The 13430-nt window shown below is 57.3% G+C and carries 10 protein-coding genes; 1 reads left to right on the forward strand and 9 read right to left on the reverse strand.

Features of this window, described 5'->3' with window-relative positions; translation table 11 throughout:
* Positions 1-9: 9 nt before the first annotated feature.
* From CA85_RS09225 to CA85_RS09250, 6 genes are all read right to left on the reverse strand, one after another.
* Positions 10-918, reverse strand: coding sequence for a DUF1559 domain-containing protein (locus CA85_RS09225; protein WP_146391062.1), 909 nt, complete (start codon positions 916-918; stop codon positions 10-12).
* A 7-nt stretch (positions 919-925) separates the two neighbouring features.
* Positions 926-2662, reverse strand: a complete 1737-nt coding sequence (locus CA85_RS09230; RefSeq protein WP_186774836.1) for a glycosyltransferase family 39 protein — start codon at positions 2660-2662, stop codon at positions 926-928.
* Between the two features lie 76 nt (positions 2663-2738).
* Positions 2739-3038, reverse strand: a complete 300-nt coding sequence (locus tag CA85_RS09235; RefSeq protein ID WP_146391064.1) for a hypothetical protein — start codon at positions 3036-3038, stop codon at positions 2739-2741.
* Positions 3038-4066, reverse strand: a complete 1029-nt coding sequence (locus tag CA85_RS09240; RefSeq protein WP_146391065.1) for a hypothetical protein — start codon at positions 4064-4066, stop codon at positions 3038-3040. The genes CA85_RS09235 and CA85_RS09240 overlap by 1 nt, the downstream gene beginning before the upstream one ends.
* Before the next feature lie 854 nt (positions 4067-4920).
* On the reverse strand, positions 4921-5910 hold the full coding sequence (locus tag CA85_RS09245; RefSeq protein ID WP_246112637.1) for a hypothetical protein: 990 nt from the start codon (positions 5908-5910) through the stop codon (positions 4921-4923).
* Positions 5911-6783: 873 nt separating this feature from the next.
* Positions 6784-7860 (reverse strand): polysaccharide biosynthesis/export family protein, encoded by a 1077-nt coding sequence (locus CA85_RS09250; protein WP_391564854.1) that lies wholly within the window; start codon positions 7858-7860, stop codon positions 6784-6786.
* 485 nt (positions 7861-8345) lie between these two features.
* Here CA85_RS09250 and fba point away from each other — a divergent pair, with 485 nt between their 5' ends.
* Positions 8346-9368, forward strand: coding sequence for a class II fructose-bisphosphate aldolase (gene fba / locus CA85_RS09255; RefSeq protein ID WP_146391066.1), 1023 nt, complete (start codon positions 8346-8348; stop codon positions 9366-9368).
* 177 nt (positions 9369-9545) lie between these two features.
* On the opposite strand, the gene CA85_RS09260 is transcribed toward fba, so the two are convergent.
* The 3 genes from CA85_RS09260 to CA85_RS09270 are packed head-to-tail and all read right to left on the reverse strand — an operon-like array spanning position 9546 to position 13264.
* The gene (locus CA85_RS09260) at positions 9546-10655 is read right to left on the reverse strand and encodes an extracellular solute-binding protein (RefSeq protein ID WP_146391067.1); all 1110 of its coding nucleotides are present in this window, start codon (positions 10653-10655) and stop codon (positions 9546-9548) included.
* A gap of 2 nt (positions 10656-10657) precedes the next feature.
* Complete coding sequence (locus CA85_RS09265) at positions 10658-11440, reverse strand: enoyl-CoA hydratase/isomerase family protein (protein WP_146391068.1); 783 nt, start codon at positions 11438-11440, stop codon at positions 10658-10660.
* Positions 11441-11458: 18 nt separating this feature from the next.
* Positions 11459-13264, reverse strand: coding sequence for an alkaline phosphatase (locus tag CA85_RS09270; protein ID WP_146391430.1), 1806 nt, complete (start codon positions 13262-13264; stop codon positions 11459-11461).
* Positions 13265-13430 lie beyond the last annotated feature (166 nt).

Genomic DNA, 13430 nt, shown 5'->3' on the forward strand with positions numbered 1-13430 from the left:
TGTCCTGATTCAGTGTGCCCCGTCGTTGGGATCGATCAGGCTACGAAACAGCTCGCCATCCACGCTCGACGTGAGGAACTCCGTCGACCCGTCCAGTCGAGAAAACAGGGCGCCACCCGGATGGGCCGATCCCCAGTTGTTTTGATAGCGTGCCCCGGGGCCATCGCGTTCGATCAACAAACCGCTGCGAACGGTCCCGTTGCTGCCGCCACTGAAGATCGGTTCGTCGTAGTACCAACTTGTTTCTGTTTGAATGATCGGGTCAAACGCCTTCTCGCCTGTCCCCAAGGTATTGCTGAGTCCGTCTGCGATCGCGCTGAGACGTTGAGCGTCTGGGAGGTTCAGCATGACTCGGCGGTTGCCCGCGTAGTCCGTCTTGGCCCATGCTCGATCGCCCGCAGAGTACTTGCCGTAGGAATCATCCCGTGGAACCATCGGATTTGCTCGCGTACGGCTGGGGCAACGAAAGAGCGGCCCGGCGGATTCGACCTGGATGGACTGATACGCTTCGGTTTGTTCCAGCGATGGCAAAATTGCGTAAGCCCAACTGCCCGTTTGTTGCGGCGGCGCGGCTCCGGGTAGGCCGACTCCCCACCAAAATTGTCGATCAGCCGCCAACGTATAAGTTCCGATTCGGACTTGATCGCCAGACGCCGACCTCACCGTGGACGTGCCATCGTTGCCGCCATTGCTGGGTAGGTAGTTATGCTTGCCAGCGTGCATTTGAATGCCCAACGCCAATTGTCGTTGTTGATTCATGCATTGGGTGCGTCGAGCTGACTCACGTGCATTCTGGACGGCACCGGTGAGCAACGACGCCAGCAGCGCCATGATGGCAAATACGATCAGCAGTTCAATCAAGGTCATGCCGCAGCGAAGCGGCCTGATACTTCCCGATTTCGAATGAGATTGGTTCATGGGAGTCCTATCGGATGGGTGGCACTGCTGCGTTGTCGACTCGGAAAAGAAGGTGGCTTGCGCCGATCGGTTCGGTGGGCTCGGTTGGAAGTGAGTGCAGAAGGCTGGGATTGCGCGAGAGGTCTGACTTGCTGACGATCAACCACTTTTGGTTGGGATCATTGTACCGGCCCAGCGTTGCAAATTCTGGATAGGCCTCTCGGATCCCCATGCCGAGCCCTGTACTGGAGATCAATTTGAGTGGACGATGTTGCGGATGGGTCGCGATCCAATGCGCGACCAAATCATTGTCTTGGCCCCAGTCGGTGGCATCGTTGAAAAGATGAAAATGGCCATTTTCAGTACCACCTGAAACGGTATTGAAAGCGCCTAGCCAATGGGGTGCGATGCCAATGGATGCGATCAACGTGGCCAGGAGTCCCACGAGGATGCCAGCGTTGACGATCTGGCCTGGCTTTGACTCGTGATGACGTGCCAGCGGCGCGACGATCAACAGGAAGAGGAAAGGATACAATGGAAAAATGTATCGGTGTTGCTGTGCAAATCCACTCTTGTAGGCGGTGATCTCAATCATCGCGGCGGCGATACAGCCGATAAGTACTTGATCCAAGGAAATGGACCAACGATGGTCACGATCGAAGATGCGACCGATCAGGTAGAGCAGGCTGGCGGCTATCGCAAAGAGCGTTCCCGTTGGCAATTTTACTAACATGGAATACAGATAGAACCACCACCATCCGTGTGTCGTGTTCATCCCTGCGGCGTAGCTGATGATCCCTTCACGAAAGTCACTCTGTTGACGGTCCATGCCGTTGAGATACTGTTCGGGAACCGGGCAGGGGATCCCCCCGAACCAAGCGTTCTCGAATCGGGACGCGATTTCATCATTCGTTTGGCCAAACAGGGCATCTTCGGAGAATTTCAATTCTCCAAGCGGCTTTCCCACACCATCGAAGCCATAGGGCAATGCGATCGTCAGCAAGGTGATCGCCAACGCCAGTGACGCTTGGCCGACGATGCGAGGCTGCCTGGTGCTGCAATATTTCCAAATCACGAACGCGAGATAGATCGGACACAATAGCAGCGCTGTGAATTTACAAGACAGTGCCAGCCCAAGTGTTGCACCGCCCAAAGCTGCATCTTGCCAGTGGAGCGATCGGATCCAACGGCAAAAGCAGAGGCTGCTAACCAGTATCGCTGCCGTCACCGCAATGTCATTGGTGATCAGCGATCCATGCGCCAAGACTTGTGGCTGGAATGCCCAGAAGCCGGCCGCAACCAGTCCGATCGCCGACCCGTACGAACTCAGCTTGCGCGCACTCGGATTGTGCGGTGTTACCCCGTACAACGTTTGGCTCCAACGAAAAATCGCCACCGTTGCGGCGACGGCGAACAGGCTGACAAGCAGTCGTCCCCAAAATAGCTGCTGTTGAAACTGCTTGGGAGAACTGGCATAGAGCTCACGGCCATACGGAAACTCACTCCGCACTGAAACCCGGCTCAAAGCGCCCGACCTCAGGGTGTCGGTGATGTCAAAAGAGGGCGAGAAGTGTGTCAGTTCGTCCCAGTTCAAATAGGCAGGGAGAGTTCCAAGAGCACGAACCAGGGGAGGGTTGACGTTGAACGAGTGCAAGTCTCCGTGATGCCAGTATTGGACTCCCGCGTAAAAATGTCCGTATTCGTCACTGACGGGCGAAGACCGATAGGCATGCCATCCCAGCAAGGCAAACTGGATCGCTATCATGATCATCAAGATGACCAAGTGGTTACGGTTGGCGAACTCGATCGTGGTGAACCAAGACGTCCTCCCGAGCAGAGCCCTATTCCACAAAATCCGCCCCTACCTTCAAGGATGCGGTAACCGTTTCTGCTCCCAACGCAATACGCCACGCTGCCTGCAATTTCTCCGCACATCGCTGGGCAGTTTCCAAGCCGCAGAAGCCGTCCTCCTCAGACGCGTTGTTGCGGGATGGCTCTTCGTTCACACTTGAGTTGTGGTTTTGATCTCGCTCGCGTTGCCGGTTATCGTTCTGTGCGTTGTCGTTCGAGGCCCACGCCGTCGTGCAGGCCAGCCACAGTCCGAGAAGCAAGGTGAAGACGGCTTTTCCGAAAACGGTCATTAGACTGGCTCCGATCGTGGCCAAAAGCGGTACACCACCATTGCAATAATGAGACCTATCAAGCCAAGGTTGAGATAGAAGAACCAAGACGACTTCGGCTGCGGCGCATCGGCACGAGCATTGGCCAAAGCGCGTTGCTGAATCGATGCCAGTTGCGCATCCGAGTAAGGAACATGAAATCGTTTCCTGTCCTTTTCACGCATCCACTCCGTGCCAGCAGGCCAGGGTGGGATCCATTCAAAATCGTGGACGTCGATCTCGCGGATGTCGAGCAGTTCGATTGAGCAGATGTATCCGAATGTTCCATCCGGTGTGACGGCTCGATACGTTGCCTTCTTGGGGTATCGAAAGCCGTCGAAGATCATCAGTTCTGAGATATCAATTTGCAATGGACCATCGGGATAACGTAAACGCCGCTCCAGAAGCATGCATTCCGGTTGTGAGGTATAAACGGCGTAGAACGGATCATCGGGGTCGGTTGTCGACATGCGGATCGCATTCGGATCCGCTTTGTGTGCGATCCATTCGGTTTGAAGCTTGTCGCCCATTGCGACAAACTCAATGCCATCCATTTGATTGACCCCATTAATTATGGAAACATCGTCAACAAGCAGACTGACCAGTGGGTCTTGATGAAAAGCCGGCAGGACGTGCCCTACTGAGACGGTGCCAGATGAATTCACGGTCCTTCTGCCTTCGAAGTCATATAGCAGCTTGCGCAGAAAATCATGACTAACACGTCCGTCGGTTCCCTCGAAATAGGTCAGTAACAGATCGTCATCAATGTGAGGTTCTCCCGGGTTCTCCTGGTAGTGCATCAACCGAGCTGGAATGTAAGAGCGATGCGGACTCGGTTTACCAATGGCGAGTGTGCGCACTCCATTGGCGGCGATGTCCAAGTGTCCTGAGAAAAAGGTTGCGCCATCGACTCCAGTACGGCTTTCGGTTTCGATCTTGTACCGAAACTCTTTGCCGTAAAAATAAGTGCGTGGCACCATCTGGGCGCGCCGAAGCTCGTCGGCGCTCAACAACTGGTTTTCGCCGCTGCTGGGTGACTGAGCCAGCAAGCCGGTGGGGTGGAGGCACCACAACCCGAGCAGCATCAGGGTGATACTGAATCGCATATCGCCCAAGTCGATCACTGGGCGATCCGCTCTGAAAACTGCGCTAAAGACCATCATATAATTAACGTGATAGAGTCGTTGTGGTGAGACTCGCTTTCTGGGGTAGAATCAATCCACCGAGTTTTTAGCTGCAATCAGAGCGAGCTCCGCACCCACCTGCATGATCGAGTTGCCAGCTTGCCCCTGTTGGACTAGCCAAATCGCCCTTGCATTCATAAACGCTTCCCGGGCAGATGTCAGGCATGTGCCACTGACAGTGTTGCTCGACAGCCGGGTAGCAGTTCTCATTCCATAGTGTGTTGAGAATACACTTCGCCTTTACATTGCCAACTTTGGTGCAAGGGTCCCCTTGTGCTAGGGCTTGGTTTTGGACTGGACATGCGTCCTCGGTGTCGTTGAAACACCTTTTATCGTTCCACCCTCCGATCTTTTCTAAAAACTCGAGTTGGATGCCTGAATTCCTGGAGGTGGAAACGGCACTCTCCAACAGAGAAGGGGTGAAGAGTGCTGCCGTCACGATGGCCGTGAACAAAAAACGTACTTTCGGCATCTTGCTTTCCTTTACAGTGGTGCTTAGGGAAAACGTCTGCTTGTTGCAATCCTAACAGGGCGAGGGCGAGGGGGGGCAAGTCTTTTTTGCAAATTTTGTGCGAAAAATTCTCATTGTCATTCAATCGATGTTGCATTTGACTCGCTCCCGGGCGATGGGGCTGTCGTGAGAATTCAAAGGTGGCGGGGCAATTGTTGAAATCAACCGCCTAATTGGATCGTGGCCAAAAGCGGTACACCGCCATTGCAATAATGAGACTTATCAAGCCAAGGTTGAGATAGAAGAACCAAGACGGCTTCGGCTGCGGTGCATCCGCGCGAGCATTGGCCAATGCGTGTTGCTGAATCGATGCCAGTTGCGCATCGGAGTAAGGAACATGAGTTCGTTTCCTGTCTCTCTCTCGCATCCACTCCGTGCCAGCAGGCCAGGGTGGGATCCATTCAAAATTGTGGACGTCGATCTCGCGAATGTCGAGCATTTCGATCGAGCAGATGTATCCGAATGTTCCATCCGGTGTGAGGGCTTGATAGGTTGCCTTCTTGGGGTACCGAAGGCCGTCGAAGATCATCAGTTCTGAGATATCAATTTGCAACGGACCATCGGGTGGCCGTGGTTGCTCAAGGAGCAGGTATTCAGGTCCTGAGGTGTATACCGCATAGAATGGATCATCGGGGTCGGTTGTCGACATGCGAATCGCCTTAGGATCTGCTTCGTGTTCGAACCATTCGGTTTGAAGCTTGTCGCCCATTGCGACAAATTCGATGTCATCAGGTGGTTCGCAGCCAATGATTGCGCAGAGATCGTCAACAAGTAGGAAGACAAGTGGGTCGAGTGGAAAAGCAGACAAGCCATAGCCAACCGACTCATTGCCAAATGAAGTCACTCTCTTCCTGCCTTCGAAGTTGTAGAGTAGTTTGCGGTCGAAACTATGACTGATACGTCCATTGGTTCCCTCGAAATAGGTGAGCAACGGATCATCATCAATGTGAGGTTCCCCTGGATTTTCCTGGTAATGCATCAGCCGAACGGGAATGTAAGAGCGATGCGGACTCGGTTTACCAATGGCGAGCGTGCGCACACCGTTGGCACCCGTATCCAAGTGCCCCGAGTAAAAGGTTGCGCCACCGTCTCCAGTACGGCTTTCGGTTTCGATCTTGTATCGAAACTCTTTGCCGTAAAAGTATGTGCGCGGCACCATCTGGGTTCGACGAAGATCGTCTGCACTCAACAACTCGTTTTCGGCGTTACTGTGCGACTGAGCCAGCGAGCCGGTGGGGTGGAGGCACCACGACACGAGCAGCATGAGGCTGATGCTGGATCGCACAACGCGCATCGTGGATCTGCTCAGGAACGACGGTGGCATCCCAGTTTACTCGCTTTGATTCAATACAGGTCAGACGAGAAGCACACTAGGCGTAAGAGCGGTCGTGAGCCTCTCCCGGCATCGTCAGAGTAACGGCTCACTCAGCACGACGCAAATATCTGGATGCCTGCTAGTAAATTCCAGCTCATCCGACGGAAGCGTGCGTGGAGCACAGGGGGAAGGTTTTTCTAGGCATGGCTCTCGTATCCAATAATCTTACAAAAATGCATCCCTGACGAACAAACGCTCGCCAGGGACCGGCAACACCATTGGCGTACCGCTTTTGCAGGGAAACGCTGGCGACCGAGATATCCCTTGCCAAGCCAGCACCTCTACAGAGCTCGGCTCCGTTTCTCCCGGCAGTGCCAGTCTAACATTGATAATCACATCCCACAAATAAATCCTTCGATACTGGAGCCATGCCTTGAAAACCTCGGGCGCACGCTTCCGTCGGATGAGCCTATTTTCTACAACGCCTTCGGCGTAGGGCAAGGCTTGGTTTCCTGTCAGACAAGCTGACAGGTGAACGCGTGTCGATGGCGAGGTTTTCTAATTTCAAAACGTCGCTTCCCGTGTGACAAGCACACGGGGGAGCAAACTTTTGGGTAATCAAGGACTCGTCGCCTCGTCCACTACCGAACGGCTTTCGCGAAATTCGACATTTATTATTCTCGCATTCCATCGCGACTTCGCCCGACCTCCGATTCGTCAGGGGGTTCCCAGCGGTTCGAACTCGAGCTCGCCATCGACATCGCTCGCCGCTCCGCTTGCTGGCAACGCCTCCGTCGGACTGAGAAAGTCGCCCAGGGTCCCTTGGTCCTGTGAGGACGGCGCAAGTGAATCAGAATTCGACGGCGTCTCCGGCGAGTCTCTTTCTAGCATCGCGTCAGGACTTGCCGGCGAGTCAGAGAGCTTCAACCATCCGGTACTGCCCGGCGAGATCATTGTGTCGGCGACCGGTGCCATGCCGATCGCTGGCATCATCTCCGGATGCGGGCAGGCCCGGTTGCAAGCTTGGCAACGCGAGCAGCCCTGCCGGGCGCGCCAAAACATCAGCTCGTCGACGCAGGAACGTGAGGCGACGAAGATGCGGTCACCGGGACGCAACTGATAGTTCGATGCCGTGTTGCCCATCTGCACGATCTCTCGATAGCAAACCGGCAGTGTCACGCGGCAGTCACACGGTTCGGAGGGCCGCGACAACAAGATCTGGCAAGGGTTGGCACTGCTCGTCAGGCCGCCGGAGGCGACAATCGCGTCGAGAACGGTTTCGTAGCCCGACAGAGGGTACGCCCCAGGCGCGTTGACCTCGCCGAGCACGTAAAAGCGATGAACCGGTTCGAGCAAACGCACGTTGATCGCGATCGAGTCGCAGGCGTCGGACTGATGGGGATCGCTTCGACCGGAGATCTGCTCAGGATCGCGACCGGCGCGTCGGCAACTCTCCGCTTGCGATTGGGCCTGAAAGTCAATCTGGTTTTCGATCAGCGCCTCGGCTTGCTCGAGCTGATGCCCGGCGACGACGACGCGGCCGTAAGGCCCCAGGTCGATCGTGCCGTCGGCCAGCACGGTTTGATCGGCGGGCAATCGCAGGTCCCGATCCAGGCTGACCGGTTCAATCAACACGGCATCGCCCGGTTGCAGACGGTGTGGCGGCAACACGGTTTTGGCGTTCTCACGGGCGATGCCGTTAGGAATCCGTGATTGCTCGAGAACCGCTTGGGCCTCCTTGGTCAGAGGGTTGCCGGTTGTACAGGAGAGCCCCAGGGCACTGCATCCGCCCATACAAGTCGTCAGGACCAAACAGAGTCCGAGCCACCCGGTCGTCGACCATATTTCATTTTTCGCCATCAAATCATCCTTGTCGGTGGAATCCATTCCACAATCATCATCGGATCGATCCGGGGCAGCTGCCCTGAGAACGCTGGCACGCCATCGCAACCGGTAATATCGGCCGGACCCCACCCTGCAAACGGCAGCGAGTCCTTGGCCACAGGAAACAGGGGGCTGAACCCGCTCACAGCAATCCACCTGGCTGCTGACCAGTGTCGCCAAGGGCGTTGGCGAGGCAGGGGAGCAATTGGCCCCGCAAACCGCCGCTGGGGTGGTGATTGCGGTGCCACCCGCCCCCCGCCCCGCGCCCCTTGCGAATCTGGTGACGAACGCGATAATTGCGCAGAGAATTCGCGGCTATTTGTTCCATCGGGGCACTCGCGCGGCGGATCGTTTCAACCCACCGTCTCCCCCACTTGCTAGAGGAACTTTCCACCATGGCACTCGTCCCCCTTCGCGTCGTGCTCGACCATGCCGCAGAAAACAACTACGGCGTCGCCGCATTCAACGTCAACAACATGGAGCAGATCCAGTCGATCATGGAAGCTGCTGAAGAGACCGATTCCCCGGTCATCATCCAAGCTTCCCGTGGCGCCCGCGCGTACACTCAGGACAACTATCTGCGTCACCTGATGGTCGCCGCCACGGAACTGTATCCACACATTCCAATCGTCATGCACCAGGATCACGGCAACAGCCCAGAGACCTGCCTCTCGGCGATCGACAACGGCTTCACCAGCGTGATGATGGACGGCTCACTCGAAGCCGATGGTAAGACACCTGCCGATTACGACTACAACGTCAGCGTCACCGCAGAAGTCGTCCGCGCTGCCCACGCTCGCGGCGTCAGCGTCGAAGGTGAACTCGGTTGCCTGGGATCGCTCGAAAGCGGCGAAGGCGAACAAGAAGACGGCCACGGTGCGGTCGGTGAATTGACCCACGATCAATTGCTGACCGATCCCGAGGAAGCCAAACAGTTCGTCGAAGAAACCGGCGTTGACGCTCTCGCCGTTGCCATCGGCACCAGCCACGGTGCGTACAAATTCACCAAGAAACCCACCGGTGAAGTGCTCGCCATGAGCCGGATCGAAGAGATCCACGCCAAACTGCCCAACACGCACCTCGTCATGCACGGCAGCAGCAGCGTGCCGCAAGAGTTGCAGGACATCATCAATCAGTATGGTGGCAAAATGAAGCAAACCTACGGCGTGCCTGTCGAAGAGATTCAACGCGGTATCAAGAGCGGTGTGCGTAAGATCAACGTCGACACCGATTGCCGCATGGCGATCACCGGTGCCATCCGCAAGGTTCTCTCCGAAGAGCCAGGTGCATTCGACCCACGCGCCTATCTCAAACCCGCCCGCGCCGCGATGAAGGACGTCTGCGTCGCTCGCATGACCGCCTTCGGCCAAGCCGGCAACGCTGAGAAGCTCCGCAAGTCCCTCGGCGCCACCGCCTGATCGATCGCGTCGCCTGAGCGAGGGGCGATTCCCCATCCGCATACCCCGCCCGTCCACCGGGCGGGGTAAGTGAACATGACGTAGCATAGGCTTCTAGCCTGTGTTCAGAATTCACCACAGCCTGAAAGCCAACACCACGCGCTTTCTACGCACAGAGCTTGCCTGCTTATCTGCCTGTCAGCGGGATATAACCACCGCAGCCGACCACTCATCCCACGAGTCAGCGACTTTCTCAAAGTCAACGCGCATCCAGCGCACCGCTCGATCAGGCAAAACCGCAGATGGAAACTTGCTTTCTTTGCTGATCGGAATTTGACTGGTCGGCCCCATCGCCAATCGATCCTCCATCGTTGGAGTCAGTAGAAAATCGACGAATTGGCTCGCGGCGACCGGGTCGGGCGCGTTCTTCACAATCGCAAGCGTGTTGGGAATGCGAAGCGTCCCCGGTTGACTGGACTTCTGGTCGGGGAACACGACGGCGATCGGATAGTCCAGCTCCTGCTCGATCAACGCGTCGCTCGAATCGGTCAGCCCCCAAGCCACACGGCCCACCGAAACAGCCCGGGCGACATCCTTGTTGCTGGGTAAAATCAATGCATTGCCGGCGATCGCACTGAGCTGGTCGAGGGTGGCTTCGCGGCCGAGCTGTTCACGCAGCACCGCCCAATGCGTTGCCGTCGATCCGTACTGAGGCTGCGACATCGCACATCGATCTTTCCACGTCGGATCCGCGAGATCTTGAACGCTACTGGGGTACTGGACCGAATCGGGAATCAGATCCGTGTTGACGATCAGCACGCGTGCGGTGGCAGCAAAACCGCACCACGTCCCATCGGAGGCGACCAGATCGGCGGGCCAGTCCGCGGGAACCTGCCAATCATGGGGCTGCAGCAAGCCAAGCTTCTGCAACCGCACAGTCTGCAAGATCCCATTGTCCCAGAACACATCGCACTGGGGTGCGGCTTGCTCGGCCCGAATCAGCTGAAACAAACCGTCCGTGGGTACACCCACGCTGGGACTGTCGACATCGGAGCTACCAACAGCGCCACCCGATGCACTCGATTCGGAAGCGTAGTCAAAATCAGCAACGACGCTGGTTTCGTAGTCCACCGAGCGTTCAAAGGCGTCCACGATCGGATAGGCGTACTCTTCGTCGAGCCGGCAATAGACCGCGACTTCGCCCTCGCTAGTCGGTGTACAGCCACTGATCATACCGAGGCCAAGCAAACACGCACCGAGCAGACCAGCGATGGATAGCAATGGGCGGCAGATCCGGTGGCGATGCATGTTCAGTTCTTCGGGTTCTTCGTGAGAAAGGTCTCGATACCTTCACCCGCCGATTCAGTCGTGCAGGCTGTGGCGCAATCCGCAGCCGCCGCAGCGAGCTGGGTGAGCATCGTTTCACCGATACTCTCATTGATCAAACGCTTGGTCGCCTGAGTTGCTTGCGGGTATCCATTGGCTGCCTCGTTGGCCCAAAAAGCAGCGACTTCATTGATCTGGCCCGGGCGGACAGGCGGCTGGCACAACAGTCCCGCCCGATCTGCCTCGGGCGCTGAAAGCGGGCTGCCGGTCAAGCTCATCCGGGCGGCGAGCGATGTGCCGACACGAAACGAAAGCAGCGCCGCGGTCATCCCACCGACGAGCCCACGCCGCACCGCACCAGCAGAAAAACTAGCGTGCTCCGATGCCACGATCAGGTCACAGGCGAGCGTCAACGCGAACCCGGCGCCGATGGCGGATCCATCGACCGCAGCGATAATCGGCTTGGGGAACCGCAGTAGCGCCTCGTAGACCTCTGCGAGTTGTCGCCAGTACTCAAACCACTGCTGCAACTGTTCTTGCTCGTCCAGAGAGCGAATCTGCTGCAAGACAGATAGATCGACGCCGCTGCAAAAACTAGCCCCCTCAGAACAGAGCACGACGGCGCGCAGCTGCGTGTCCTGGTGGACTTCGCTAAGGCCTTCGCGGATGTCCTGCAGTAACCGTGGATTCAACGCCGCGTGTTTGTCCGGTCGGCCAAGGACCAGCCACGCGACCGTTCCGTCCGTTTTGAGTTCGAGATGTTGCATGAGCTCTATTAGAACCGATCACTCGCCTTGATTGGCATCGGCAATCGCCTGCAAATCCTCGAGAACGAGATAATGGCCGTGATCGCTCGTGACAAAGACGACTGTGTCATCCCAGGCATCATGCTCTTCGGCCCACTGCGTGATTTGGCTGAAAGCGTCTGCGCCGCTGAGCACGGCGCCGATACTGTTGTCGAGATTATTGGCATGGTTTGCCCAATCCACGTCCCCAGCCTCGACGAGTAGCCAGAACGGTGGGATTTCCTGACCGGCCTGATTTTCGTCTCCTTCCGGTTGCGGCACCGGTGTCGAGAGAACATCGAGTGCGGTCGCGGTCATCTCAGCGAGCGTGGGGTTCTCCGAAATGTCTTCGTCGGTGTAACGCTCGGTACCCTTGACGTCAAAGGTAGGATTGAACTTGCCATCGGCGGTTTGAAAGGGCAGGTGTCCCCCCCGGGTGCCAAAAAACCCCAACAGTCGGTCGCCACTCGCCTTGGCTCGCTCGGCGGCCTCGGTGAGCACGCGACTGCCGTCTTTCCCGGCTGTTCGCTGAGCCACCACGTATTTGCGTCGATTCGGGTCCGTCTCGCCAGGCTGGAGTTCGACGGCGCGGAGATCCGATTCGTGCAGGTATTTGTTGCCCTCCAAGAAGTCCTCGCCTTGATTGCCATCTTTGCCAACGCCCTCGCCCCAGCCGCCACCCATCAACACGTCGACACCCGGCAAGGGTTCACGGCGGTGGGCGATCGAGGGCCGGCCGACGAGATCCCGCGAAATGTCCTGGTAGTCGCCGCGATGAACATTGTTCGCGTAAGCCGCCGCTGGCGTGGCATGGCTGACAGGAACGTTCGTCACGACGCCAACCCGGTAGCCTTCGCTTTGCAATTGCCTCCCGATCGGAACGCTCTGCGACCCATCGACACGTACGTTCACCGACGCGTTGTAGGTTTTGATCCCCGACATCAGACTGGTTGCCGACGACGCCGAATCGGTGACACCGTGGGGCTGCCTGCGATCCCGGCCCATCAGATAGCCGCTCCGCGGGCGTTCCTGCCAGGGCATCGGGCCGGCGAAGATCGGATCGAAACCACCAGCGACCGGGTTCTCGCCACCGCGGATCGTTTGGGCATTCACGTCGACCTTGCCCCCCGTGAGCCGTGGGGTGGTGCCGATGAGCGCAAAGTCCGTCTCGATACCGCGATAATCCTGAAAGGACAAACCGCGTCCCCGACCACTGTCGTAGCGGTCGGCTCGATTGTGGTATGTCGCCGCCGCCCGGGTGGTTTGCCAGTCCGTGCCGTCAAAGACCATCAAAATGATGTGACGCTTGCCCTGATCAGCAGCAATTCGCTGCATCTCATAAACGTCGATCTGGTCATGATAGGTTGCGTTCGGATTGAGTGTCCCCGCCGGGATAGCGCCGAAGGCCTGTTCCATTCTCGCCGGATCTGAATAAAAACTGCCTCGCTGGCGCAGCGGCGACAACGTCATCCCGAACGTGTAGAGCGGTACCAGGCGATTGCTATGGTTGGTCCACGTGCTGAACTTCTTCGGTTGATTTCCCCAGTGCCCCCAGGTGGCCTGCTGCTCTTTGATCGCATTGGACTGCAGCAACTGCATTGGATCGTGATGGGGCGGCGACGACTCGGTGGCAGCGGGCTCGATCGCGCTTTGGATCACGTCGAGGACGCGGTCCGCAGTACTGGGTTGATCCGCTGCCGCCGGCGGCAGTCGCAGCGGTGCGACGCACAATGCGACCAGCACGAGAGCGGCCGGAAGAGGGGACGAAATGTCGAAACGAAGGCGGGATGTGAGGTGGGAGAGCATAAACATCGGAGCAGGGGGGGAGTGGGGCGGGATCCAGCAATCGCCATTGTCTTCGCCTGCACGTGGGCATGGAAGGGCGAGCAAGTGAGAAATTGGTTAAAATCTAATGAGCAAAGTGGGTCGAAAACAGTGAGTCTAACGCCTGCGTGAGCTGGATTCATCACCC

This window comes from Allorhodopirellula solitaria, assembly GCF_007859855.1.
Lineage (GTDB): Bacteria > Planctomycetota > Planctomycetia > Pirellulales > Pirellulaceae > Rhodopirellula > Rhodopirellula solitaria.

Excerpts from the sequence above, each read along its gene's own strand:
- CA85_RS09245 (WP_246112637.1), bottom strand. The coding sequence starts at position 5,910 with ATGGTGCCGCGCACATACTTTTACGGCAAAGAGTTTCGATACAAGATC.
- CA85_RS09265 (WP_146391068.1), bottom strand. The coding sequence starts at position 11,440 with ATGCAACATCTCGAACTCAAAACGGACGGAACGGTCGCGTGGCTGGTC.
- CA85_RS09230 (WP_186774836.1), bottom strand. The coding sequence starts at position 2,662 with ATGATAGCGATCCAGTTTGCCTTGCTGGGATGGCATGCCTATCGGTCT.
- CA85_RS09225 (WP_146391062.1), bottom strand. The coding sequence starts at position 918 with ATGAACCAATCTCATTCGAAATCGGGAAGTATCAGGCCGCTTCGCTGC.
- CA85_RS09235 (WP_146391064.1), bottom strand. The coding sequence starts at position 3,038 with ATGACCGTTTTCGGAAAAGCCGTCTTCACCTTGCTTCTCGGACTGTGG.
- CA85_RS09260 (WP_146391067.1), bottom strand. The coding sequence starts at position 10,655 with ATGCATCGCCACCGGATCTGCCGCCCATTGCTATCCATCGCTGGTCTG.
- CA85_RS09250 (WP_391564854.1), bottom strand. The coding sequence starts at position 7,860 with ATGGGCGGATGCAGTGCCCTGGGGCTCTCCTGTACAACCGGCAACCCT.
- fba (WP_146391066.1), top strand. The coding sequence starts at position 8,346 with ATGGCACTCGTCCCCCTTCGCGTCGTGCTCGACCATGCCGCAGAAAAC.
- CA85_RS09270 (WP_146391430.1), bottom strand. The coding sequence starts at position 13,264 with ATGCTCTCCCACCTCACATCCCGCCTTCGTTTCGACATTTCGTCCCCT.